General features: G+C 64.3%; 21 protein-coding genes and 2 riboswitches. Of the genes, 9 read left to right on the forward strand and 12 right to left on the reverse strand.

Features of this window, described 5'->3' with window-relative positions; genetic code table 11:
- Positions 1-25 precede the first annotated feature (25 nt).
- The gene (locus AC07WS_RS17915) at positions 26-1,132 is read right to left on the reverse strand and encodes a porin (RefSeq protein WP_494730390.1); all 1,107 of its coding nucleotides are present in this window, start codon (positions 1,130-1,132) and stop codon (positions 26-28) included.
- 164 nt (positions 1,133-1,296) lie between these two features.
- Between AC07WS_RS17915 and AC07WS_RS17920 the strand changes: the two genes are divergently transcribed.
- Both AC07WS_RS17920 and AC07WS_RS17925 read left to right on the forward strand, forming a co-directional pair.
- Complete coding sequence (locus tag AC07WS_RS17920; RefSeq protein ID WP_494730391.1) at positions 1,297-1,524, forward strand: hypothetical protein; 228 nt, start codon at positions 1,297-1,299, stop codon at positions 1,522-1,524.
- A 74-nt stretch (positions 1,525-1,598) separates the two neighbouring features.
- Positions 1,599-2,705 (forward strand): DNA topoisomerase IB, encoded by a 1,107-nt coding sequence (locus tag AC07WS_RS17925; RefSeq protein ID WP_494730392.1) that lies wholly within the window; start codon positions 1,599-1,601, stop codon positions 2,703-2,705.
- Here AC07WS_RS17925 and AC07WS_RS17930 read toward each other — a convergent pair.
- Positions 2,682-3,707 carry a hypothetical protein gene (locus tag AC07WS_RS17930; protein WP_494730393.1) on the reverse strand — a complete coding sequence of 342 codons (1,026 nt, stop codon included), beginning with the start codon at positions 3,705-3,707 and terminating at the stop codon, positions 2,682-2,684. The genes AC07WS_RS17925 and AC07WS_RS17930 overlap by 24 nt on opposite strands.
- Before the next feature lie 117 nt (positions 3,708-3,824).
- Here AC07WS_RS17930 and AC07WS_RS17935 point away from each other — a divergent pair, with 117 nt between their 5' ends.
- The gene (locus AC07WS_RS17935) at positions 3,825-4,247 is read left to right on the forward strand and encodes a hypothetical protein (protein ID WP_161096581.1); all 423 of its coding nucleotides are present in this window, start codon (positions 3,825-3,827) and stop codon (positions 4,245-4,247) included.
- Here the strand turns inward: AC07WS_RS17935 and AC07WS_RS17940 are convergent.
- The 7 genes from AC07WS_RS17940 to AC07WS_RS17970 all read right to left on the reverse strand — a co-directional run bounded on the left by AC07WS_RS17940 (position 4,244) and on the right by AC07WS_RS17970 (position 14,381).
- A complete protein-coding gene (locus AC07WS_RS17940; RefSeq protein ID WP_494730394.1) occupies positions 4,244-5,209 on the reverse strand; it encodes an ion channel in 966 nt (321 codons plus the stop codon). The two genes, AC07WS_RS17935 and AC07WS_RS17940, sit on opposite strands and share 4 nt — an antisense overlap.
- 12 nt (positions 5,210-5,221) lie before the next feature.
- Positions 5,222-5,758, reverse strand: a complete 537-nt coding sequence (def, locus tag AC07WS_RS17945) for a peptide deformylase (RefSeq protein ID WP_494730395.1) — start codon at positions 5,756-5,758, stop codon at positions 5,222-5,224.
- Positions 5,755-6,654: a UTP--glucose-1-phosphate uridylyltransferase GalU gene (galU, locus tag AC07WS_RS17950; RefSeq protein WP_494730396.1), complete on the reverse strand. Its 900-nt coding sequence runs from the start codon at positions 6,652-6,654 to the stop codon at positions 5,755-5,757. Before galU ends, def begins: the two co-directional genes overlap by 4 nt.
- Positions 6,655-6,669: 15 nt before the next feature.
- Positions 6,670-9,006, reverse strand: coding sequence for an NAD-dependent DNA ligase LigA (gene ligA / locus AC07WS_RS17955; RefSeq protein ID WP_494730397.1), 2,337 nt, complete (start codon positions 9,004-9,006; stop codon positions 6,670-6,672).
- Between the two features lie 12 nt (positions 9,007-9,018).
- A complete protein-coding gene (locus AC07WS_RS17960; protein ID WP_494730398.1) occupies positions 9,019-10,161 on the reverse strand; it encodes a cell division protein ZipA C-terminal FtsZ-binding domain-containing protein in 1,143 nt (380 codons plus the stop codon).
- The gene (smc, locus tag AC07WS_RS17965) at positions 10,158-13,685 is read right to left on the reverse strand and encodes a chromosome segregation protein SMC (RefSeq protein WP_494730399.1); all 3,528 of its coding nucleotides are present in this window, start codon (positions 13,683-13,685) and stop codon (positions 10,158-10,160) included. The genes AC07WS_RS17960 and smc overlap by 4 nt, the downstream gene beginning before the upstream one ends.
- 93 nt (positions 13,686-13,778) lie before the next feature.
- Positions 13,779-14,381: a phosphatase PAP2 family protein gene (locus AC07WS_RS17970; protein ID WP_494730400.1), complete on the reverse strand. Its 603-nt coding sequence runs from the start codon at positions 14,379-14,381 to the stop codon at positions 13,779-13,781.
- Between the two features lie 172 nt (positions 14,382-14,553).
- On the opposite strand from AC07WS_RS17970, the gene AC07WS_RS17975 reads away from it, so the two are divergent.
- Together AC07WS_RS17975 and AC07WS_RS17980 are read left to right on the forward strand one after the other, a co-directional pair.
- On the forward strand, positions 14,554-15,177 hold the full coding sequence (locus AC07WS_RS17975; RefSeq protein ID WP_494730401.1) for a glutathione S-transferase family protein: 624 nt from the start codon (positions 14,554-14,556) through the stop codon (positions 15,175-15,177).
- A gap of 25 nt (positions 15,178-15,202) precedes the next feature.
- The gene (locus tag AC07WS_RS17980; protein ID WP_494730402.1) at positions 15,203-15,850 is read left to right on the forward strand and encodes a LysE family translocator; all 648 of its coding nucleotides are present in this window, start codon (positions 15,203-15,205) and stop codon (positions 15,848-15,850) included.
- 12 nt (positions 15,851-15,862) lie between these two features.
- On the opposite strand, the gene AC07WS_RS17985 is transcribed toward AC07WS_RS17980, so the two are convergent.
- Positions 15,863-16,837: a hypothetical protein gene (locus AC07WS_RS17985; RefSeq protein WP_494730403.1), complete on the reverse strand. Its 975-nt coding sequence runs from the start codon at positions 16,835-16,837 to the stop codon at positions 15,863-15,865.
- 550 nt (positions 16,838-17,387) lie between these two features.
- The gene (locus tag AC07WS_RS17990; protein ID WP_494730404.1) at positions 17,388-20,045 is read right to left on the reverse strand and encodes a DUF1631 family protein; all 2,658 of its coding nucleotides are present in this window, start codon (positions 20,043-20,045) and stop codon (positions 17,388-17,390) included.
- Between the two features lie 217 nt (positions 20,046-20,262).
- On the opposite strand from AC07WS_RS17990, the gene AC07WS_RS17995 reads away from it, so the two are divergent.
- Both AC07WS_RS17995 and AC07WS_RS18000 read left to right on the forward strand, forming a co-directional pair.
- A complete protein-coding gene (locus tag AC07WS_RS17995; RefSeq protein ID WP_494730405.1) occupies positions 20,263-22,023 on the forward strand; it encodes a methyl-accepting chemotaxis protein in 1,761 nt (586 codons plus the stop codon).
- A 157-nt stretch (positions 22,024-22,180) separates the two neighbouring features.
- On the forward strand, positions 22,181-22,375 hold the full coding sequence (locus AC07WS_RS18000) for a hypothetical protein (RefSeq protein ID WP_494730406.1): 195 nt from the start codon (positions 22,181-22,183) through the stop codon (positions 22,373-22,375).
- 49 nt (positions 22,376-22,424) lie between these two features.
- On the opposite strand, the gene AC07WS_RS18005 is transcribed toward AC07WS_RS18000, so the two are convergent.
- Positions 22,425-22,985, reverse strand: coding sequence for an ATP-dependent Clp protease proteolytic subunit (locus AC07WS_RS18005; RefSeq protein WP_494730407.1), 561 nt, complete (start codon positions 22,983-22,985; stop codon positions 22,425-22,427).
- 131 nt (positions 22,986-23,116) lie between these two features.
- Positions 23,117-23,203, forward strand: a riboswitch (glycine riboswitch).
- Between the two features lie 41 nt (positions 23,204-23,244).
- A riboswitch (glycine riboswitch) is annotated at positions 23,245-23,362 on the forward strand.
- 79 nt (positions 23,363-23,441) lie between these two features.
- On the opposite strand from AC07WS_RS18005, the gene gcvT reads away from it, so the two are divergent.
- Together gcvT and gcvH are read left to right on the forward strand one after the other, a co-directional pair.
- Positions 23,442-24,563, forward strand: a complete 1,122-nt coding sequence (gene gcvT / locus AC07WS_RS18010; protein WP_494730408.1) for a glycine cleavage system aminomethyltransferase GcvT — start codon at positions 23,442-23,444, stop codon at positions 24,561-24,563.
- A 35-nt stretch (positions 24,564-24,598) separates the two neighbouring features.
- Entirely contained in the window at positions 24,599-24,979 is a 381-nt protein-coding gene (gcvH, locus tag AC07WS_RS18015; RefSeq protein WP_494730409.1) for a glycine cleavage system protein GcvH, read from the forward strand.
- Positions 24,980-24,994: the final 15 nt, after the last annotated feature.

The following is a 24,994-nucleotide window of genomic DNA, read 5'->3' on the forward strand; positions in this document are numbered from 1 at the left end:
CATGAGATAGCTCCGTGTGGTGGAATTAGAATTGCAGCTGCAAGGTGACAGAGAACTTGTCCGTATCGGCGGCCTTGGTGATCTTGGTCTTCGAGTACACCGCGCTGACCTGCGCGTTGTAGCCGTCGATGATGTAGTTCACGCCCGCGTCGTACTGTTTGGTGTCGATGTCGGTGTCGGCGGCGAACTTCTGCCAGCGCACGAATGGCTGGAACTTGCCCCAGCCGGCTTTCTCCTCAAAGATCCAGGAAGCGCCGGCGGAATAAGCCTTGCCCTGTTCGGACTTGATGATGTCGTCGGTGTTATAGTCGTACCAGGCGGCTTCCAGCGCGAAGGCGCCGGAGCCCTTGACCCGCTTCTCCATCAGGAAGTCGACGTTGTAGGAACTGTACTTGCCGCTCTTGGCGACGGTGAGAATGCCGTCCTTCTGGTAGCGTCCCGCCACGCCGATGGAGAGGATGTCCGCGCCGCCGAGGTAGTTGCCGGTGCCGTAGTAGCCTGGCTCCGCATCCCAGAAGTCGTACTGCAGGCGGCCCGCGTACATCAGCGAGTCGTCGGTCTTCACGCCGGCCGCCTTGGCCTGCGACTGCGTCATCGAACCGATGCCGAAGGTGTGGCCTTCGAAGGCGCCGAATGAATAACCCAGCTTGCCCTCGGCGGCATTGCCCCATACGACCACGCCGTCGTCGCGGCCACGAAAGATGCCGCCGTTATAGCCATAGCGCGAGGCCACGCCGGCCCAGTAGCCGCCGCCCAGCGAGTAGTACGGCCCGGCCATGTTGGCGCGGTCGCTCGGCGACAGCAGGCGGCCGGCCCAGATGTTGAGCTCCGGCGAAATGGCGAACTGGCCGGCGGCGTCCAGGATGCGGATCTTGTCGCCGTCCCATTCGGTGTTCAGCATGCCCTTGATGTTCTTGTTGAGCGAAGCGCCGAGGAACAACCGTGCCGAATCCAGGTTGAAATCGCTGGAACGGCTGGTGCCGTTCGGCGCCGCGTTTTCAGCGCTGGTGTAACTCTCGCGCATGCCGAAGCCCACGCTGACCGACTTGTCGTCGCCAAAATTGATCGTGGCGCCGGCGCACGCATTACCTGCCACCGCCACTGCCGCCGCCAGCAGCATTCCCCGTTTCACACCCATCTTGTTCCCCTTTTCGGTTTTGGATGCTGCAAGGTTAGCCAGCAGACAAGGTGCGAGGAATACGTCGAATGACGTAGTGGTATCGGAGGGACAGGAGGAAGCGCCGGCTGGGCGCATTTGGTGGCACAATAACGGCTTGATTTTTTTGGAAGACCACCATGACTATTTTTGCCGCCTCCGTTTTCGACGCCACCGTGATCTACGAAGGCAATGAACTCTTCAAGGGCCAGGGCGCGGCGCGCGGCTGGGCCGAAAAGCTGACGAAGGAACTGGAATGCGAGATCGGCGTCGAGAAGATCGGCACCGGCTGGGTACTGACCGGCACCGTCGACGGTGAAGCCTGCAAGTGGAGCATCGTCGGCCAGCGTCTCAAGCGCATGGACTAAAGCGTGCGTTAGCGCACAACATCGCTAGTCCTTGCCGGGTACGATTTCCGATAATCTGCCCACCAAGGATAGCGATGAAACGCGATACGCCTGCGGCGCCCGGCGAAGCCGCCCTGTTCGCCCCCAGCGCCGCCGCCAGGTCGGCGGGCCTGTGCTACGTGCACGACTACCTGCCCGGCATCGCCCGCCGCAAGCGCGGCAAGCACTTTCATTACGTCGCCGCCGACGGCCACACCATCAAGGACGCCGACACGCTGGCCCGCATCAAATCGCTGGCGATTCCTCCCGCCTGGACCGACGTCTGGATCTGCGTTCATCCACGCGGCCACCTGCAAGCGACGGGGCGCGATGCGCGCGGCCGCAAGCAGTACCGCTATCACCCGCGCTGGCGCAGCCACCGCGACGAATCCAAGTACGACCGCCTCCTCGGCTTCGGCAAGGCCCTCCCCGCGATACGCCGCGCGGTCGGCGCCGCGCTCCAGCTGCCAGGCCTGCCGCGCGAGAAGGTCCTGGCCACCATCGTCTACCTGCTGGAGGCGACCATGATGCGGATCGGGAACGAGGAGTACGCGCGCGCGAACAAATCCTTCGGCCTCACCACGCTGCACGACCGCCATGTGCGGCTGGACGGCGGCAAGGTCGAATTCCGCTTCCGTGGCAAGAGCGGCGTGCATCATGCCGTCGCGGTGGAGGACCGGCGGCTGGCCAGCATCATCCGCCGCATCCGCGACCTGCCCGGCCAGGAGCTGTTCCAGTACATCGGCGACGACGGCCTTCCTCACGCCATCGGATCGTCGGACGTGAACGAGTATCTGCAGGCCATCGCCGGCGAGGACTATACCGCCAAGGACTTCCGCACCTGGTCCGGCACGGTGCTGGCGGCGGTGGCGCTGGGCGAATACGAACAGTTCGACTCCGAAGCCCAGGCCAAACGGAACGTGGTGCAGGCCATCGAAGCGGTGGCGAAAAAACTGGGCAATACGCCCACCATCTGCCGCAAATGCTATGTGCATCCGAGCGTGATCGAGTGCTACCTGGACGGCACGATGTTGAAGGCGGCGCGCAGCCGCGCGAAGCAGCAGCTACAGGATGGCCTGCACGCGCTGCGACCGGAAGAGGCGGCGGTGCTGGCGTTGTTGCAGCACCGCCTGCAGGCGTCAGCGGCCAGCGACCGGCGGTGACGCCTCGGCGCGCAGGATAATCACGGCGGTGGCGATATCCTCATGGCGATTGCGCGCCGGCGAATTGACCGTCATGTAAACCTTCACCGCCGCCAGCGAAGCGTGGTCGCCGAAAAACGCACCCTCTGCATCGTAGCGCTCCGGGAAGTTCTCGTTATTCAGCGGACAGGCCGTCGATTCAATCTTCCCGCGGTTCGGGCGCTTTTCGCACCGGGTGTAGCTGTCGCCGTTGACGGCGGCGGCGATCAGATGGTCGGTGGGCTGATCCAGCATCACAGGAAAACTGAAGCGGCGCGCAACCCCGTCCACCTTCATCTCGAAACTGAGCACGCCTTTGTAGGCAGGCAGGTTGTCCAGTTTGAGTTTTGCGTCCGATATTTTTCCGGGCGGGATAAAGCCGTCGCCACCCAACCCGCCACGGAACGTCGCGTCGGTGCCGCCGATCTGGCGGTACTCCATGCTGCGGTGTATGAATAGCAGATTGTCATAGGCCGATTGCGGAACCGGCTTGTTGGCCGCCATCGCCTGGGCCTGAGCCACTATCGCCAGCATGCGCGCCTGCCGTTCCGCCGGGCCAGGCACAGGCCCGCGGCTGGCCTCCACAGTCAGGCGCACCTTCGACTCCTGGCCGACAAACAAATGCATATTGTCGCGCCGGCCCCACCACAACTCGCCAACCGGGCCACTGCTGCCGGACTGCTCCCATGCGGCGGGATCGTAGGCATCTTTGGGCGTCGGATCTTCGCGGCCCAGATCGGGATTGCGAAGACCGGCCAGCTTACCATCCTTGCTGAACGCCGCCATCTTGTACGAGCCACCGTAATTGATGGCGCCGACGCCGGCATTGGACGCATATTGCGAACAGGCGTTCTGGCTGGCGCCAGAGGGCAACCATGGCTTGACCGTCGGCGGGCAGCGCTCCAGCGTTTCCGGGCCGGCGACGGCGGGCAGCGTCACCCACAGCGCGGCGAACAGCGGCAGCATCGAATACGTATTTTTCATGAGGCGTCAGTTTGAATTTAAAAAAATATTATATATACAATAATAATTTGGTGCCGCACGACGCGGGGGTTCGGAGTAGAATTTAGCTCCCGCGTGTTGTCGCCGAGCCGTTTCGCCATGCCTGAAGCATTGCCCTTCCAGATTCGAAAAGAATGCCCGCCGGGCGCCTGCGAATGCCGGCGCGACGAGCTGCTGGAACAATGGGACAAGGCGCCCGACGATACCGACATCCGCATCCTGCGCCTCACCCGCGAACAGGAGAAGGTGCTGATCGCCCGCATCGAGAACATCGCCAGCTACGAAGAACTGGGCCGCATCGAACAGCGCATGCAGGAGCAGCTGGGCATCCGCCTGACGATCACACCCAGCGCGAATGGCGTGCGCACCGTGATGGGCCTGCAGATCCGCCTGGCGGAGCAGCCAGGCCTGTGCCGCCGCACGCGCGAGCAGGTGCCGGCGGCTGTGCGCCGCTGCCTGAACAAACATCCCGATATCGTCTACGCGCTGCTGAACGCGCGCGACCTGCTGGGCGCCGGTTAGCCGGGGTGCGCCAGCGCCGCGCCGGGCATGCTGCCGCCGGTCGATCCGTCCGGGTAGATGTCGTGGAATTTGCTGTAGTCCAGGATCCGCACGTTGCCATCCTGCTTGTCCGACATGATGTCGGCGAAGTGGTGGTTGAAGAAGATATGCTCCGCCGAGTAGGTCTGGCGCGCGTGGACAAAATCGTTGAGCGTATCGTCGGTGCCGGAGACGGCCACCGACAGCGTGGCGCCCTCCTTTTGCAGGTCTTCCTTCGTCTTACCCCAGAACGGGCTCGATTCGTCGATCTTGTGCAGGATGGTCCAGGTCAGCGCGAACACGCCGGAACGCTCGCGCTCCAGCTGCAGGTCGTAGAAACGGGTGAATATCTGTCCTTCCAGCGTCATCTCGCGGCGGATCAACGTGGCGCGCACGGAAGCTTCCAGTATCAGGTTGCCGCGTTCATTCCCCGACCTGAGCATCAACGTCGGCACGCCGTTGAATGGCGTGATCACGGCGACGTCGGAGAACATGATGCGCGAAGTGGGCCGCGAGAAACGCGCGAACAGCAGACCGGTTACCGTCGCCACCTCCACCATGCCAAGCAGGATCTCGGTCGAGGCGACGATGTGTCCATAGGTGGAGCCGGGGTTCATGTAGCCATAGCCGACGGTGGCCAGGGTTTCGATCGAGAAGAAGAAGGTGTCGAGGAAGGAGCCGGGTCGCGCATTGGCGACCGAGCCTGGCACCAGGTAGAACGCCAGCGCGAAGCCCACGTTGGTGACCATGTACAGCACCCCGACCAGCAGGAAGAAGCGCGGCCAGCTCAGGGTCAGCATCCAATGGTAGATGTCGCCCCAGTACCTGGGCCCGAGGCCCACGCGCTTGATCTGCGAAGTCCCCATCTGGAACACGCCGCGGTCGTTGCCCACCCGTGGACGGATGACCTTTTGCGCCGGCTGGCGCACCGGACCTTCACTCATGATCTTCCCGCCTTAATCGTCGTCGTTGGGATCGAGGCCGGGGAACATCACCTCGGTGTAGCCGAATTTGGAGAAGTCGGCGATGCGCATCGGGTACAGCACGCCGAGCAGATGGTCGACTTCATGCTGCACCACGCGCGCATGGAAGCCATCGACATCGCGGCTGATCGGCTGCTGGAACTGGTCCACGCCCTCATACCGCAGCTGGGTGAAGCGCGGCACGCTGCCGCGCAGGCCAGGCACCGACAGGCAGCCTTCGAAGCCCTCTTCCTTTTCGTCCGACAGCGGCGTGAGGACAGGATTGATCAATACCGTTTCCGGCACTTGCGGCGCGTCGGGATAGCGCGCGTTCTGCTTGAAGCCGAAGATCACCAGCTGCAGGTTGACGCCGATCTGCGGCGCCGCCAGGCCGGCGCCATTGGCCGCGTACATGGTGTCGAACATGTCGGCGATCAGCTCGCGCATGGCCGGCGTATCGAATTCCGTCACAGGTTCGGCCACGCGCAGCAGGCGAGGATCTCCCATCTTCAGGATTTCGCGCACCGTCATTTGCCGGCTCCTTCGATCTCGCACTGCATATCGCGCAGGAACTGGCAGTATTCGGCGCCGGTTTCCGGGTGCTTGAGACCCATGGCCGTCATCGCCTTCAGGTAGCCCAGCTTGGAACCGCAATCGTAGCGCTGGCCGTCGTAGCGGTAGGCCAGCACGCGTTCGTCCTTCATCAGCGCGGCGATGCCGTCGGTCAGCTGGATCTCGCCGCCGGTGCCGGTGCCGAGGTTTTCCAGGTATTGGAAGATACGGCCCGACAGCACGTAGCGGCCCACCACGGCCAGCGTGGACGGCGCCACCTCCGGCGACGGTTTCTCGACGATGCCCTGCACCAGCTCCAGCTTGGGCTGATAGGCCGAGGCGCTGACGATGCCGTACTGGCGCGTGGCCGCGCGCGGCACTTCCTGCACCGCCAGGATGCTGCAACGCTCGTAGCCATACAGGTCGGTCATCTGCGCCAGCACCGGCTTGACGCCGTCGGCGGTATCCATGAAATCGTCCGCCAGCAGCACGGCGAACGGTTCGTCGCCGATGACGGGGCGGGCGCACAGCACCGCGTGGCCAAGGCCCAGCGGCTCGGATTGGCGGATGTAGATACAGTTGACATTCTTCGGAATGACGTTCTGCACCAGCTCCAGCAAGGCTTTCTTGCCGGCCGCCTCCAGTTCCGCTTCCAGTTCGTAGGCCTTGTCGAAATGGTCCTCGATGGCGCGCTTGTTACGGCCGGTGATGAACACCATTTCCGTGATGCCGGCGGCGACCGCCTCCTCCACCGCGTACTGGATCAACGGCTTGTCGACGATGGGCAGCATCTCCTTCGGCTGCGCCTTGGTCGCGGGAAGAAAGCGGCTGCCAAGACCGGCGACCGGGAATACTGCTTTTCTGATTTTGGACATGATATCGATCTTGTTTTATTTGGCTTCCAGCAGTGCCAGCAGGCCTGCCTCGTCCAGTATGGTGACTTCAAGCTCCTGAGCCTTGGCCAGTTTGCTGCCCGCATCGGCCCCTGCTACCAGGTAGTGCGTTTTCTTGGATACCGAACCGGATACCTTGCCGCCCTGAGCTTCGATCATGGCGCCAGCCTGGTCGCGGCTCAGATTCGGCAGAGTGCCCGTCAATACAAAGGTCTTGCCGGTCAGCGGACCTTCGGCCGCCTGCTCCGGCAGTTGCGCCAGCAGATCGTTGCGCAGCTGGTCCAGCGCCAGCAGCTGTTCGCGGTGGCCAGGTTCGGCCATCCAGGCTTCCAACGCTTCGGCCACGCCAGCCGGCAGGCCGAACACCGTGAACACCGGCAGGTGCGCCAGCACTTCCAGCGTCACCTCCTGTTCGACCAGCTGCTTGCTGCGCGGCTCCGTCAATTTCGGAATGCCCAGTGCGGCCATCAGTTTGACGGTGTCGAGCTTTTCGCGCAGCTTGGCGCTGGGCGCATGCTCGCCGGTCGGCGCCACGCCGGCGGCCAGCAAGGCGTCAATGGCTTCCTGGTTTTTCGGTTCGGCGAAGAAGTCGGCGATCGACTCGGCGACGATGCCGCCGATATCGGGCAGCACACGCAGCAGCGCGGCAGGGACGCGGCGCACCAGGTCGAAGCGGCCCAGCCATTCGGCCAGTGTCTTGGCGGTCGATTCGCCCACATGGCGGATGCCAAGCGCGAACAGCATGCGCTCCAGCGGCGGGTTCTTGCTGGCGGCGATGGCTTCCAGCAGGTTGTCCGCCCATTTGGTGGCGATCTTACCCTGTGCGACAGTCTCCGGCGTGGTGCCTTCACGCTCGTCGGCGAGGCGCTTCATTTCAAGCAGGTCTTCCAGCTTGAGCGCGTACAGGTCGGCGACCCGCTGCACCAGGCCATGTTCGACCAGGTTATCGATGTAGCGATCGCCCAGGCCTTCGATGTCCATCATGCGGCGGCCGGCGAAGTGGCGGATCGCCTCTTTGCGCTGGGCGGAGCAGAACAAGCCGCCGGAGCAGCGCGCGATCGCCTCGCCCTCTTCGCGCACCACGTGCGAGCCGCACACGGGACAGGTCTTGGGCAGCACATAGGCTTCCGGCTCCGGCGACGGCCGGCGCTCCAGCACCACGGACAATACCTCGGGAATAACGTCGCCGGCGCGGCGCACGATCACCGTGTCGCCGACGCGCACGTCCTTGCGGCGCACTTCGTCCTCGTTGTGCAGCGTGGCGTTGGTGACGTTAACGCCGCCGACGAACACGGACGCCAGCCGCGCCACCGGCGTGATGGCGCCGGTGCGGCCGACCTGCACTTCGATCGCCTGCACGGTGGTCAGCGCTTCCTCGGCTGGGAACTTGTGCGCCAGCGCGAAACGCGGCGCGCGCGAAACAAAGCCCAGCGTTCGCTGGTCCTGCAGCAGGTTGGCCTTGTAGACCACGCCGTCGATTTCGTATGGCATGGTCGGGCGGGCTTCGCCGATCTGTTTGTAGTAGGCCATCAGGCCGTCGTAGCCGCGCACCACGTCCGCCTCTTTCGCCACCGGCAGGCCCATGCCGCGATACCAGTCCAGCAGCGCGGAGTGCGACAGCGGCATCTCCGCGCCTTCCAGCGCGCCGACGCCGTAGGCGAAGAAACTCAGCTTGCGCGACGCGGTGATGCGCGAATCGAGCTGGCGCAGGCTGCCCGCCGCCGCGTTGCGCGGATTGACGAACTCCTTCAGGCCGGCCTCGCGCTGGCGGGCGTTCATCGCTTCGAAGTCGCTCTTGAACATCAAGACTTCGCCACGCACGTCGAGGACGGCCGGCGGCGTTGGAGTGTTCAAGCGCAGCGGAATCGAGCGGATGGTGCGGATATTCGTGGTGACATCCTCGCCGGTGTAGCCGTCGCCACGCGTGGCCGCCTGCACCAGCAGGCCGTCGACATAGCGCAGGTTGATGGCCAGGCCGTCGTATTTGACCTCGGCCGCGTATTCGACGGCGGCCGCCGCATCAAGGCCTTCGCGCACGCGGCGGTCGAAGTTCTCGATATCCTCGTCGGTGAAGCCGTTATTCAGCGACAGCATCGGCACCGTGTGGGTGACCTGATCGAACTGAGGCAGCGGCGCCGCGCCCACGCGCTTGGTGGGCGAATCGGGCAGCGCGAACTGCGGGTGGGCTTCTTCCAGCTTTTGCAGTTCGATGAACAGCTTATCGTACTCCGCGTCCGGGATGGTGGGCGCGTCTTCAACGTGATAGGCGTGCAGGTGCTTGTTGAGTTCTGCGCTCAACGATTCGATGCGCGCCTTGTAATCCACTTCAGTCATTACCGCTTCCTGCTAGCTAAACAAACGCAACGCGCGGATCGAACCGGCCGGTATGTCGGCGTCGTTCATCTCGGCGTAAAAATCCTGTACCTGGCCGGCGATCTCCGCCAGTGAGGCGTCCGACAGCGGCTGGTTGTAGTCGTCGACGATGGTCGCGTCCAGGCGGCCCACCAGCGACTTGGCGCATGCGACCATGGCGCCGAAGCCGTCGCGGGACGGCGCCACGCATGGCACGTCCAGCAGCAACGTCAGACGCGGCGTGGTTTCCTCGGCCAGCGTGACGTTGGTCGACAGCGAGAACAGGTGGCCGCCCTCGCCGTCCGGCATCACGTAGCGGCCGTCGGGACGCACGTCGAAGCCCTGCTTCTCCAATGCGCCCAGCAGCGTGGTGATGGCCCACGGCGCGCCGTTGGTCTGCAGGTTGACGCCCAGCTGCGCGTCGTGGCCGGCGACGAAGCGGTGCAGGTTGCGCGCCTCGGCCATCACTTCGATCATGTCCGGGATTTCCGGCTCGGCGCCGATTTCGTCGGCCATCGCGCGCAGGCGGGTGACCAGTTCCGAGTATTCCAGTTCGTTCAGCGCGGTGCTGCGGCTGGCCAGTTGCACGCCGCCCTGCAGCTTGGTGTAGACGCCGCCGTGCACGATGGGCTCCCATTCGCCGCTGACGGCCAGGCCGATGTAGTGCACCGGCTTGTTGCCGACCATGCGCAGCGTTTGCAGCACCGGCAGCAGCTTGTCGCCGCGCGCCGGGCCTTCCAGCGCCAGCGGCAGCAGGCAATCGATCAGCGGATCGACCAGCGCGGTGGCCTGTTCGGCGGCCGGGGTCACGCTGTTGGCGTGCGGTGCGTCCGGCGGCGCGGTCGGATCGGCGGGATCGCTTTCGAATTCGGCGGCGACGGCGGCCAGCGCCGCCGCTGCCGCGGAGGCTTCGCCGCCGGCCACGCCAGGCGCCGCGCTGTCGAGCGAGAAGCTAGGCTCGTGGCGCACGCCAGACGGCGGCGCATCGCCGGTGCGCATCAGCACATCGTCATGGTCGGTCGAGAAGGCGCGTTCCACGCTCTTCTTGGCTTTGTATTCCTGGATCTTGTTGTAGCCGAAAACGCCGGCGACGAATACGCCGGCGATTCCGATCAAACTCATTTGTAGGTCTGTCATGCTGCTTGTGCCTCGGAAGCGAAGTTTGCGGCGGATTCCATATCCACCGCCACGATGCGCGATACGCCCTGCTCTTGCATCGTCACACCGATCAGTTGATTGGCCATCTCCATCGCAATCTTGTTGTGCGAGATGAAGAGGAATTGGGTGTGGTCAGACATGCGTTTGACCATCCGGCAGAATCGTTCGGTATTGGCGTCGTCCAGCGGCGCGTCGACCTCGTCGAGCAGGCAGAACGGCGCCGGGTTGAGCCGGAACATCGAGAACACCAGCGCCGTTGCGGTCAGCGCTTTTTCACCGCCGGACAACAGGTGAATGGTGGCGTTCTTTTTGCCCGGCGGCTGGGCCATGACCTGCACGCCGGAGTCGAGGATTTCGTCGCCGGTCATGATCAGCTTTGCCTGGCCGCCGCCGAACAGGATCGGGAACAGTTCGGAGAAGTGGCCGTTGACGCGGTCGAAGGTGTCTTGCAGCAGATCGCGCGTCTCTTTGTCGATGCGCGCGATGGCGTCTTCCAGCGTGTTGATCGCCTCGTTCAAGTCGGCGTTTTGCGCGTCGAGGAAGTTCTTGCGTTCGGAGGCCGTCGCCAGTTCGTCCAGCGCCGCCAGGTTGACCGCGCCCAGCATCGAGATCGCATTGGTCAGGCGCGTGACCTCGCCCTGCAGGTAGGAGGCCTTCATATCGGGATGGAGCTTCTCGGCCAGCGCGGCTTCGTCGGCCTGCACCTCGGCCAGCTGCGCGGCGAACTGCTCCTGGTTCAGGCGCGCGGCCTGTTCCTTCAGCTGCATCTCCATGATCTTGTCGCGCTGCGGCTGCAACGCGCGTTCGGTCGACATGCGGCCTTCCTCGAACATGCGCAGCTGCTGCGTGATCTGGTCGAGTTCATGGCGGGCGTCGGACAGCGCCTTTTCCTGGCTGGTGCGGCGGTCCAGCAGTTCCTGCAGGCCGTCGTTGGCCTGGCCGGATTCCAGGTTGGCCAGTTCGTTCTGGCCCGCCTCCAGGCTTTGCGTGACCTGCACCACCTGCGCGCTGGCGGTGGCGATGGAACGGCGGAACTCCTCGATCTTGCTGCGCTGGGACTTCTCCGCGAACTGCGCTTCCTGCGCGGCGCGTTCCAGGTCGCGCAGGGCTTCGCGGGCGTCGGCCAGGCGCTGCTCTTTTTCGAGGAACAGGGTCTGGCCTTCCTCGTGGTCGCCCTGCAGGTTGCCAAGCTCCATATCGAGCTGCTCGAACTTCTCCTCGGACTCCATCTTAACCTGGGTTTGTTCTTCTTCCTGCGCGGCGATTTCGGCCAGGTCGGCTTCGATCTGGTTGCTGCGCTGGTTGAAGCGCGCCTCGATCTCCGACAGTTTGACCACGTCCAGCTGCAGGGTGTGCACCGACTGCTGCAGGCTTTGCAGCTTGGCGCGGTACTCGGTCAGGCGGCGCGTGAGCTCGGAGACGGCGGCATCTGCGCGCACCGAACGGGCGCGCGCTTCGTCGGCCAGCATCTGCTGCGCGCGCAGCTGCTTGGTGATGTTGTCGATTTCCTGCTGGCGGCCCAACATGCCGTCCTGCTCCGAGTCGGCGGCGTAGAAACGCACGCTGCCCTGCGTAACGGCGTGGCCCTGGCGCGTGACGAAGCAGCCGCCGGCCGGCAGCCTGGCGCGTTCGGCGAAGGCTTCGGCCGTGTCCTCGGCGATGTAGACGTTGTGCAGCCAGTCCTGCAGCAGGCCGCGCAGACCGGGGTCGTTCAGCTTGAGCAGGTTGAGGAACGGCTTCAGGCCGGCCACTTCCACCGGCGCGGGCGGCACGGCGGTCGACGGCGCGAACAGCGCCAGCTTGGCCGGCGGCGCGTCGCTGAAGAAGGCCTTGGCCCATTCGATGTTCGACATCTGCAGCGCCGAGGTGCGCTCGCGCAGCACGGATTCCAGCGCGGTCTCCCAGCCGGATTCGATGTTCAACTTTTGCCACAGGCGCGGCAGCGTATCCAGCTCGTGCTTCTGCAGCCACGGCGTGACCTTGCCCTGCGTCTGCACGCGCTCCTGCAACTGGCGCAGCGCGTTCAGGCGCGCTTCCAGTTGCGCATTGGCGGCGGTCTCGGTGTTGACCTGCTGCTGCGCGGCCTGACGTTCCTCGTCCAGCTTGGGCTGCTGTTCCAGCGCCTCTTCGAGCAGGAAGCCTTGTTCTTCAAGCGCCAGCTGCTTTTCCTCCAGCTGCATGCGCAGGTTGCTCAGGTGCGCGCTGTCCGGCAGATTGAGGCCGCTCTTTTCCTGCTGCAGGCGTTCGCGCCGCACCGCCAGACCGTTGAGGATGTTGTTGGCGTTGCGCTGGTGCGCCGATTCCAGCTCCAGCTGCTGCTGCGCCTGCATGATGCGGGCGCGCGATTCGGTGCTCTTGGTCTGCGCCTCGCGCCACACCTGCTCCAGCATCGGCAGCGACTCGGCCTTTTGCTCGGCCATCATCTGCGATTGTTCGACCTTGGCCGACAGCTCTTCCAGCGTGAACTCGGCTTCCTCGATCTGGCCGCCGTATTCGCTGGCCTGCTGCTGCCACTGGTCGCGCTGCGCGGTCAGCGCGGCCAGCTGCGCCTGCAGGCGGCTGCGCGATTCGATGACGAACTTGATCTGCGCTTCCAGGCTGCCGATTTCGGCGTTGGTCTGATACAGGCTGCCCTGCGCCGTGTGCAGGCGGTCGCCGGCGGCGAAGTGCGCCTGGCGCATCTGCTCCAGCGACAGCTCGACGTTGCGCAGCTTGGCGGTCTGCTCTTCCAGGTCGTTCTGCGCCTGCTCCATCTCGCGGAAGTATTTTTTCTGCTCGTTCTCGGCTTCGATCTTGCGCAGCAGCCAAAGCAGCTTTTGCTTCTCTTCCTGGTCCGATTGCAGCTGATGGAACTTGGTGGCGACGGCGGCCTGGCCTTCGAGCTTTTCCAGGTTCGAATTCAGTTCGCGCAGGATGTCCTCCACGCGCAGCAGGTTCTCGCGCGTGTCGTGCAGGCGGTTCTCGGTTTCGCGGCGGCGCTCCTTGTACTTGGAGACGCCGGCCGCCTCCTCCAGGAACACGCGCAGTTCTTCCGGGCGCGATTCGATGATGCGGCTGATCATGCCCTGGCCGATGATGGCGTAGGCGCGCGGGCCGAGGCCGGTGCCGAGGAAGATGTCCTGGATGTCGCGCCGGCGCACCGGCTGGCCGTTGATGTAATAGGTCGAGGTGCCGTCGCGCGTGAGCGTGCGCTTGACGGCGATTTCGGCATACTGGCCCCACTGGCCGGAAGCCTTGCCCTCGTTGTTGTCGAACACCAGCTCGACCGACGCGCGCCCGGCCGGCTTGCGGTGCGTCGAGCCGTTGAAAATCACGTCCTGCATGGACTCGCCGCGCAGTTCGGAAGCCTTGGATTCGCCCAGCACCCAGCGCACGGCATCGATGATATTCGACTTGCCGCAACCGTTGGGACCCACCACGCCAACCAACTGACCCGGCACCTGGAAATTGGTGGGATCAACGAAAGACTTAAATCCCGACAATTTGATGGAAGATAGACGCACGTTGTTATCTGGGGTGTGGGCTGGAAAAGTTCACAATAATACCATTTTGCGCTTCAAATCAGGCCGAAAACGCGTCATGGACGGAGCGTGCGCCTATCGTAACGGGGATTTGGGTTCGCGCCAAATGGCTCGCGTGTACGGTTTGTCGTGGCCGGACAACCAGAGCGCCGCCTGGGTGATCCAGGTTTCGGCCGGAATCGGCTCCACCCGCGGCGCGATCAGCACCACGGGAATACACAACACCACCAGCAGCCGGCCCAGCGCCATGTGGTGCTCGGTGCTGGCGTACCAGATGAAAATCGCCGCCACCACCAGGCCGAGCAGGCAGCCGGTCACCGATTCCGACACCGAATGCGCCTGCACGTAGACGCGGGAGATGGCGATCAGCACGGCCAGCAGCACGCCCAGCAAGGTGCCCAACAGGCGCAATTGCTGCGGCGAAGCGCGGAAGGCGAGGAAGAACGCGACCGGGAAGACGGCTGCGGCGCGCATCGCATGGCCGCTGAAGCCGGCGAACTCGACCGATTCAACGCCGATGCCCCAGCCGACAAACGCCATCTTGGTGGCGACCACCAGCGCCATGCCGATGCCGAACAGGACGCACCAGGCCGCCGTCAGCCGCCAGGATTTACCGGCCAGCAGCCAGACCGCGATCGCCACGCCGATCGGCCCGGTCACCGCCAAACTGCCCGTCACACTCAAACCATGCCACCACATCATCATCTAGAAACGCCTTGTCGTTGTTTTTGCACCGCATCATTAAAACACATGCGGGCGCATTCTATCGAAAATTGCTGCGCGACAACAGTGTGACGTGAAAACCGGTGCCGGCCGACGCGCTCCGTCGGGGCGTGGCATACTGCCAGCCATGCTTACCATCCTCGGAAAATCCTCGTCCATCAACGTCCGCAAAGTGCTGTGGACGTGCGCGGAAATCGGCCTCGATTACCGCCTGGAGCAGTATGGCAGCGGCTTCCTGCCGACCGGCACGCCGGAATTCCTGCGCATGAATCCTAACGGCATGGTGCCGGTCATCATCGACGACGGGCACAGCCTGTGGGAATCAAACACCATCTGCCGCTACCTGGCCGCCAAGCATGGCCGCACCGACCTGCTGCCGGCGGAACCGATGGCGCGCGCCCAGGTGGAAAAATGGATGGACTGGCAAGCCACCGAGTTGAACAACGCCTGGCGCTATGCCTTCATGGCCATGATTCGGCAGAGCCCGGCGCATGGCGATGCGGCGGCGCTGGCCGCCAGCGTGTCCGAATGGAACCGGCTGATGGGCTTGCTGGACGCGCATCTGGCCGCCGGCGGCCCCTACATCTGCGGCGGCTCGCTGGCCCTGGCCGATATCGTGCTCGGGCTGTCGGCCAACCGCTGGCGCTCGATGCCGATGGCGCGCCCTGCGCTGGCCGCCGTCGACGCCTGGTTTGCCCGGCTGAACGAACGCGAAGGTTTTCGCATCCACGGCTGTAACGGCCTGCCCTGACACTTACTTTTTTTGGAGTTTAGCAATGACTTTATCGACCTGGCTGTTGTTCTTATCGGTTTCGCTGGCGGCGGCGTTCAGCCCGGGACCGGGCGTGCTGATGGCCATCTCGACCGCGACCACACTGGGCGCGCGGCGGGCGCTGTACAGCTCGGCGGGCAATGCGCTGGGCGTGTTCATCGTGGCGACCACGGCGGTGGCCGGCCTGGGTCTGTTGTTGAAGACGTCGGCGCTGGCGTTCGGCGCGCTGAAGGTGGCCGGCGCGGCCTACCTGATCTACCTGGGCATCAAGGCATGGCGCCACGCCGGCCTGGTGACGGAGGCCGCCGCCACGCCGGCCCCGGCGGCGAATGCGGCCGAAGCAAGCCGCCTGAGCACCTTCCGCAGCGGCCTGCTGGTCGCGGTCAGCAATCCCAAGGCGATCCTGTTCTTCACCGCCGTGTTCCCGCAATTCATGCCGCCCGATCATGTGGACCCGGTGCGCTTCGTGCTGTTGACGTCGACCTTCACCAGCTGCACGCTGCTGTCGCACTTTTTCTATGTGGCGTGCGCCTCGTGGCTCAAGCGCAGCGTCAAGCAGAGCATCGCCCGCACCCGCCTGGCCAAGCGCACTACCGGCGTGATCTTCGTCGGCATGGGCGGCGCGCTGCTGACTTTGACGAACCGTAGCTAGGACACTGCTTGACTATTGTTTCGGCGGCAGCGTTGGAGCGCGCAGAACGGTGCCAGGCATAACGAGCGGGGTAGCTGGTTGGGTCACACTAACAGATTGTGGGGTGACGCCACCAAGGCCTGACGGCGAGGTGGACGGGACGCTTGCTGCGCTGGACGTGGAAGTTGGCGGATTAACCTCCCGCCGCCATGAATTCTTAGATCTGTCAGTGGAATTGCTGGCCGCTGCGGCAGAAGTGGAGGACCTATTCTCATATCCATATCCGTTCCGGAATTGGTGTGCTCCGCTGCGGCTGTACCCGCCACCGCTGTAACCAGACCTGTCCCGGCTACCTCCGCTATATCCGCTGTCTTTGGCTTCCTTGCCACCAGAATCATAGCCACGGCTAATTTGTCGTTGAACATGGGAGCTGGCGCTGGCCAATGTTCGGCTTGGCCCGAACGCCGATGTATTTCCACCTGAGGACGACGCCGGTATGCCATGAGAAGCCGCCGTACTTGAACTTGATGGGTCCGCAACGCTGCCAGCAGGTCTGGTCAGGCGTACGCCATGGATAGGTCTGCGTTGAATGTCTTCGAGGTCAAATTGTGCCACATCAGTGAACCCTGCCGCCAGTGCTGCGGACACCTCTTTCGCCGTCGCGCCAAGTTCGTTTTTTTTGTCGCTGCTTCGATACTCTTGCTCAAATCGATTAGCCAACGCCTCCTTGGTCATCAGAGCACATCCGAGATCCTGAGAGAGGCTTGCAAGCAACAGGCCGCTTGCCGAATGGTAAACTTCAACTTGCGTCAAAGTCGTCGATTTAAGCTCTTGGTTGACCCAAGCTTTATTTGCATTTTTGTCATAGGGCTTTGTATGCAGCATCTTCTCAACAAGATCGCGGGCGTAGCATACCGGCGCCCAAGCATTCCCTTGCATGCTCTCCTTCCTTGAGTCCAAGACCGCCCGCAATATGGAAATGCCGACATTGTCACTGCCGATGATCATGCATGCATCATCGCGGAGCCAAGTGTTGTTTAGAGAAAAGAAATCTGTACCCGGCGTTTGAGCACTCTTGGGTTTGCGCTCAGTCTCAGGTTCATAGTGGAAACTTGCATCCTCCCGCTTGGCAGCTCCGATCTGATTTGCCCGGCTCGGTGGCCCGCCGGACATCGCGATAGACTGCGTCGGCGCCACAGACGACATAGCGGCTGCCGCACTGCTCAGAGAGCCGTCCGCCAGCAGCTGGGATACCGGCGCACTAATCGACATGCCGCCAGAAGGCCCGAATCCTAAGCCCGAAGGAAAACGCGGACGGGCGCGCGGTTGCAGCAGGGACGCCGCTGTACTGCTCGACGAGCCATCATGTGGCGCTAAGCCAGGAAGAGACTGCGGATAATCAGGCGGCGTCGGCTCCGCATCTGTCTTCGTTGTGTCAGGAAACATGCCGCACCTCCAGAGGTTGACTCCGTTCGGCTCGAACAGCCGCTAGCGCCTTATTACCATCCTATCACCATTTACTTTCAATGAAATCATTTTTATAACTTTCAACCCGAGTTCAACCGAACGCACTGGTGGGAAGATCGATCGCGGCGTCGTTGTCGGCATTGCGGGCCAGCGCTTGCGACAGGGCGACGGCAACCACGCCTTCGCTGCGCACCACTTGCACCGTCTGTTCGAGGAAGCGCTTGGCCAGCTGCTCGCCGGACATCGAGAACGCTTCCTGCCGCGCCGCCGTCGAGAAGATGTACAGCGTGCGCAAAGGACTGATCCACGCCAGCTTGACCTTGCGGCTGCCGCCGTCCTCCTGCTCGAACTCCAGCCACATGCCGCGCGTCAGGCTGTCGACTTCGATGGCGGCGTCCTCCTCTTCGGGAGCCGGCTGCTGCTGGGCGCGCGCTTCGGCTTCCGCCTTGGCGGCCTCTTCGGCCTTGGCCTGCAGCTCCAGCCGCCGTTCGGCGGCCTGCTGCGCCACCTGCATGGAAATCTCCAGCTGACGCTCCGGCGAAATCTCCAGCGGAGCGCGCACGATGGAGGCGTGGCATTCGGCCAGCTCGGCAAAGAATTGCAGGCGGTCGGCGTCCTGCCATTTGATGATGTCCAGCCATTTGTTCAGCGTGGACAACAGCACCGGCAGCTTGGCGATCAGCTGCTTGCGGTCCTCCGCGTTGAGCTTGGGACGCACGCTCCAGATCAGGTCGTCCATGGTCTTGGTGGCGTTGTTGACGGCACCCGGCTTGTCGTCCTCGATGCTGTAGGCGATGGTCAGCACCGACACCCAGCGCTGCTCGAGGAAGGCCTCCACCACGGCGATCACTTCGCCGGTGCCGATGCGCAGCGCCACGGCGTTCCTGGCCAGCTTGCTCGACTCGGCCATCTTTTCCTGCTTCAGCGCGGCGGCGATGGGCTCGGCGATTGCGGCCGCGGCGGCGCGCTCCTCGGCCTGGATCGACGCCTCCAGTTCGTTGACGGCCTCGGTGAAGACCGACAGTTCATGATCGTAATCGCGGCCGACGCGGTCCACGCTGCGCTGCATCGCCTGGAACAGCGGGTCTTCCGGCCCCTTGCGCTGCTCCCAGCCCATGCGCGACAGCAGGTCGATCAGGCGCCGCGCCGGATGGGCTTCCTGGAAGAAGAAGTTCTTGTCGACCAGCGCAGCCTTCAGCACCGGGATCTGCAGGAAGCGGATCAGATCGCGGATTTCCTGCGAGATGTTCTGATCGCGGAAGACGGTGTCGAAGATCGCCGACAGCAGGTCGATGGTGCTCTCGTCCGTGCGCGACAGGCTGCCCTGCGGCATGCTGGCCTTGATGTTGGGCAGATAGAAGACGTTGCCGCCTGCTGCGACCGGCGCCGCGCCTGCGTCGGCAGGCCCGGTCGCAGCGGGCATGGCGGCGATGCCGGCCACTGTGCCCAGCGTTCCGATGGATTCGTATGGCACCGCTTTTTGCAGCTGCGCCAGGTAGGCCAGCAGCGGCTGCTTGGCCCCGATCTGCGACAGGCGCTGCGCGTCCTCGTTGCTCATGGCGCCGGGCACCAGGCCTTGCGCCGGTCCTTGCACCCAGGCGCCTTGCACCGCGCCGGCTGGCATGAATCCGCCGGCGGCGACCGCAGGCGCGCCCGCCGCACCGGCAGCAAAACCGGGAGCCATCAACACGCCGCCGGGCGCCACGGCCACAGCCCCATGTGCCACGCCATGCGATCCCGCTGGCGCCTGCGCCAAGCCGTGCGCGACAGCGCCCGTGCCCGCGACCACGCCAACGCCAACGCCGGCTTGTCCGATGGGTTGCGCGGATGACTGGGCGGCGGCCGCATTGGGCACCCACACGGCGCCCGAATTCAAGGCCGACATCGGCAAATCGGGAATGCTGAGATCCACGCCCTGCATCAGGCCGTCTGCGATGTTGTCGACGATCTCGCCGGCCGCCGACCCCGCCACGTCGCTGGACGCAAAGAACTGCCGCAGCTGCTGCGCCAGCGCCGCCTGGTTGCCGCGCACGCGCGACGGCGCGGCCGCCTTGAGCTTGTCCGCCTTGCGGCCCTTGAAGCCGTCCACCGAACCGGGCAGCACGCCCTTGCTTTGCAGGGCCAGGTTCAGCGCATCGAGCATCGGGCCCAGTTCGATGAACATGCCCGGCTTGATCAGCGGCTGCAGCAGCGGCGCGGCGTCGGCGTCGGTATCGAATTCGACCCAGGCCTGCTGCAAGGCGACCAGGAACACTTCGGGCCGGAACGGGTTCTGGCTCACGCGCAAAATGTCGCGGTCCAGCAGGAAGGCCAGCCGCACGTTCAAGGTTTGCAACTGGTCGGCATACAGGCTCTCGAACGGCTTGCTGACGCCGCTCAGCGCGACCTTGTTGTCCATCTCCTCGAACGGCACCAGCGACAGCGGCTGTTCGCTCTCGCGCGGCTTGCCCTTGACCGCCGGCGACAGCTCGGCGATCTCGCGCCGCAGCGCCTTTTCCAGCGTGCTGGAAGCCAGGTGCAGGAAGGCGAAGTTGCGGTTGCGCAGTTGGTTGCCGGCCCGGATGCGCTGCTGCATGGTGCGCGGATCGCCGCCGGTGGCATCGATCAGCGCGCCGGCCAGACGGGTCGCCAGATCCAGGTACTGGTCGCCGGCATGCTTGGTGGCGATCCCGATCAACTCCTCCAACAAGGCATGCCGCGGCGAGACCGTCTTTTTCGGCGCTGGGGGCGTTGTGGAAGATGCAACCATGGTGTGACCTGCGTAACGTGGAATATCGGTTTACCACATTCTTACACATTCTTTCCGCATGGCAATACCCCAAAGGAAAGACTGTGCAATATTTCGCGTATTTTTGTGTTTTCCCACAACTTTAAGGACGTGAAACCCAGCATTGACGGGGCGCAAAGGACAAGGTTGAAGTTTCCCTAACATAACAAATTCCTGCCGTCGCCACCGAGGACCCGCCATGAAATTTTTGCATAACCTGGAAACGTCCAGCAAGCTGCTGGCCGCCTTTGCCATCCTGCTCGGTCTGACCGCGCTGATGGGCCTGAGCGATCTGTCGCGCATGGCCCGCATCGACGACGCCTCCTCCGAATTGTCCGACAAATGGTTGCCGCAGACTATAGCCGTGCTGTCCCTGCGCAACGATTTGCTGGAAGTGCGCAAGCTGGAACACGTGGTAGTGGGCGACAAGGATAGCATCATCGACGCCGACCGCAAGCTCGGCGCCGCCTACACCGCGCTGCGCGGCCACGCGGGCCAGCTGGCGCGCCTGCTGGCCGACACGCCGGTGAAGCTGCTGGGCGCGGAGATGCAGCGCCTGGCCGCCGACTACGGCGCCGAGCACGAACGCATGATGGCCCTGGCCGCCGAGGGCAAAAAAGACGAAGCCGCCGCCGCGCTGAAGGGCCGCTCGCAGCAGACGATGGACGCGCTGAACGGCCAGCTCGACAAGCTGCTGGCGGCGCAAAAAGCCGGCAGCCAGCAGGCGGCGCACGCGGCGGACGCGCTGTACGACGGCGCCCGCATCGTCGCCATGAGCACGCTGGGCATGGCGATCTTCGGCGGCGCGCTGCTGGCGCTGTGGCTGGCCCGTTCGATTTCGGCGCCGTTGCAGCGGGCGATGCTGGTGGCGCAGCGCATCGCCAACGGCGACCTGAGCACACGCATCGGCGACACCGCCAACAACGAGACCGGCAAGCTGCTGCAGGCGATGCAGCACATGAACGACAGCCTGCTGTCCATCATCGGCCAGGTGCAGCATGGCGCCCGCGCCATCGACGTGGCCGCGCGCGAGATCGCCGAAGGCAACCTGAATCTGTCGGCGCGCACCGAGCAGCAGGCCGCGTCGCTGGAAGAGACGGCGTCCTCGATGGAGCAGCTGACCGCCACCGTCAAGCAAAACGCCGACCACGCGATGCAGGCCAACAAGCTGGCGTTGTCGGCGTCTGCCGTGGCGCAGCGCGGCGGCGCCGATGTCGAACAAGTGGTGGGCACGATGGCGTCGATCGACGACAGCTCCAAGAAGATTGCCGAGATCATCGGCGTTATCGACGGCATCGCGTTCCAGACCAACATCCTGGCGCTGAACGCGGCCGTGGAGGCGGCGCGCGCCGGCGAACAGGGGCGCGGCTTTGCGGTGGTGGCGTCGGAGGTGCGCAGCCTGGCCCAGCGCAGCGCGGCAGCGGCCAGGGAGATCAAGGAACTGATCGCCGATTCGGTCGACAAGGTGGCGCGCGGCACGCAGCTGGCCGACCAGGCGCGCAACACGATGGACGAGGTGGTCGGCAGCGTCCAGCGCGTGACCGGGCTGATCGGCGAGATTGCCGACGCCAGCGCCGAGCAGACCGCCGGCCTGGAGCAGGTCAACCAGGCGGTGGCGGAAATGGACCAGGCCACGCAGCAGAACGCGGCCCTGGTCGAGCAGGCCGCCGCCGCGACCGCCGCGATGCAGGGCGAAACGGGCAAGCTGAACGACGCGATCGGCGTGTTTTCCGCGCCGGGCGAGGCCGAGACGCCCCCTGCCCGCGCGCTTGCCGCGCAGGCCGTCGCCGCCGCGCCGAAGGCGGCCGCGGCGGCCAACAAGCCCGCCGCACCGACCGCGCGTCCACCCCGGCCGGCGCGGACGCTGCAGCCGGCGCCGGCACACCGCAAGCCCTCCCCCGCGCCGCGTCCGGCTCCAGGCGGACACAGCAACAAAGAAGTCGAGTGGGAGGAATTTTAGGAGGGCGGCAAGGCATGCTCCTACACGCCACCAAGAGGTATTCCGATAGCGATCGCCGGATCGAGCCCGCATCATTGCGATACCAAAAACGCGCAGGAATGCAAGCGCCGGCGCGGTTCTGGCGAGTACGCTCTTTCACTTTTGCAAAGGAATCGACATGAACTCGAATCAAAAAGGCGGCAGCAGCAAGCAGGGCCCGGCCTCCGGCGGCAGCAAGCAGTCGGGCGACCAGGGCTCGTCCAGCGGGTCGCGCAGCGGCACCCAGGGCGGCACTCATGAGCAGCACGTGGAAGCTGGCCGTCAAAGCCACAAGAACGACGCCAACAAGCAGTCCGGCAAAAAAGACCGCTAGGCAGGCCAGCGCGGTCCATGCGGCGCCGCCACGGGCGCCGCAAGCCTCGTCAGATGTTCGCCACCCGCTGTCCGCGCGGCGGCACGAAATCCTTCACCGCATTGATCATCCCCACTTTCAAGCCTTCGGCCGCCGTCAGGTGCAGGTCCGAATACTCGTGCGTGCGCCAGTGCTCGTCGGTCAGCTGGACGTGGTCGCGCAGGATCTGCTCGGTGCGCGCGTCGTCCGCCTGCAAGCCTTCGACGATGATGCGCAGCGCGTCCGGCCGGGCGCCGTGCGGCGCGCTGGCGTGCGATTTGTGCACCATGAAGCGCGCCGTGTCGCTGGCGTAGCGCTCGGCCCCGGCCAGGAACAGGATCACCGCGATCGACGCGACCGCGCCGGCGTTGTAGGTGACGATCTTGATCGGCAGCTTGCTCAGGTAGTTGTACAGGCAGATGCCGTCGCTGACGTAGCCGCCGTTGGACTGGATCAGGATGTGGGCCGTGGTGATGCGGTCTTCCGTCATGTCGGCAACGGCGTCGAAGACGCGGCGCACCATGTCGCTGTTGACGTCGCCTGACAGGGTGAACCACGCATGGCCCTCGTAAGTAGTGGAATCTTGGCTCATGGCTGGGCTCTCGAATAAGTGTGATTTATTCTAGCAAATAGTTGTTTTTCGAGCTTCATTATTGCATTTCATTCGTGCGCGCGGAAAACCGGCTTCAGATTGACAACACGATACTTCTGACATATATTCCCGAGTCTTGATCGGGAGAGGGCAAACCAGCGTTGCCGCCGAAGGGGCACTACCCAAAAACTCTCAGGCAAAAGGACCGATCAAGGGACCAGCGCGACCGCCGTGTGCAGACATGCGACGGGATGCCAACTGGACCAACTCTGGAGAGCGGCCGCGGCGCAAGCCGGCGGCCCACCGAAGGGGCGCACGGGAACCAGGAGCCAGCCTCCTCCCGTAATCTCTCAGGTACCAAGGACAGAGGGGTCTGCGATCATTGTGGAATCAGCTTCTTTTTTGGCGTTTCCTTGTATGTTCTGTTAACCCCTATTCGATTTGGACCGAGGAATTATGACGCTCAAAGCCACCCCACTCAATAATGCCCACCGCGCAGCCGGCGCCAAGATGGTCGATTTCGGCGGCTGGGACATGCCGGTCAACTACGGCTCCCAGATCGAGGAACACAACGCCGTGCGCACCGACGTCGGCATGTTCGACGTGGCCCACATGTGCGTGGTCGACATCAAGGGCGACAAGGTGCGCGCCTTCCTGCGCGGCCTGCTGGCCAACAACGTCGACAAGCTGCAGGTGTCGGGCAAGGCGCTGTACTCGTGCATGCTGAACCCGCAGGGCTTCGTCATCGACGACCTGATCGTCTACTTCATCAACGAGAGCTGGTTCCGCCTGGTGGTCAACGCCGGCACCGCCGAAAAAGACGTGGCCTGGATGCAGCAGCAGAACGCCGCCACCAACAGCGGCCTGACCATCACCCAGCGCCGCGATGGCGCCAACGCGATGGCGCTGATCGCCGTGCAAGGCCCGAACGCGCGCGCCAAGGTGTGGCAGGTCATCCCCGAAGCGAAGGAAGGCACGGCCGAGATGAAGCCGTTCAACGTGGCCTTCGCCCAGAGCGCGGCCTTCGGCGAGGCGATGATCGCCCGCACCGGCTACACCGGCGAGGACGGCTTTGAAATCGGCGTCGCCGCCGAGCAGGCCGAGAAGCTGTGGAACGCGCTGGCCGCGGCGGGCGTCAAGCCGGCCGGCCTGGGCGCGCGCGACACGCTGCGCCTGGAAGCCGGCATGAACCTGTACGGCCAGGACATGGACGAAACCGTCAACCCGCTGGACGCCGGCCTGGCCTGGACCATCGACCTGGTCTCCGAACGCGACTTCATCGGCAAGGCCGCGCTGCAGGCGATGGGCCAGAACGCCCAGTTCGTCGGCCTGATCCTGCGCGAAAAAGGCGGCGTGCTGCGCGCCCACCAGAAGGTGGTCGTGGCCGGCACCGACGCCGTCGGCGAGATCACCAGCGGCACCTTCAGCCCGACCATGCAACAGGCGATCGCGCTGGCGCGCGTGCCCAACGGCGTTGCCGTCGGCGACACCGTGCATGTCGAGATCCGCGACAAGAAACTGGCCGCGTCGGTGGTCAAGCTGCCGTTCGTGCGCAACGGTAAAATCCTGGCTGTTTAATATCGAATCACCCTATCACCCTTCTGGAGCCTTACATGAATATTCCTGCCGACCTGAAGTACACCGAATCCCACGAATGGGTACGCGCTGAAGCTGACGGCACCGTCACCGTCGGCATCACCGAATTCGCGCAGGATGCGCTGGGCGATATCGTCTTCGTCGAACTGCCTAAAGTCGGCGCAACCTACGGCGCCGGCGACGACGCCGCCGTGGTGGAGTCGGTCAAAGCCGCCAGCGACATCTACGCGCCGGTCGCCGGCGAAGTCATCGCCGTCAACGACGACGTGGTCAACGCGCCGGAGTCGATCAACGCCGACGCCTACGCCGCCTGGCTGTTCAAGATCAAGCCGGCCGACGCCGCAGCGATCAACGGCCTGCTGGACGCCGCCGCTTACGGCAAGACCACCGAAGCGTAATTCCGCCAGAGGGCC

Source organism: Duganella sp. GW821-FHT01E12 (assembly GCF_059422325.1).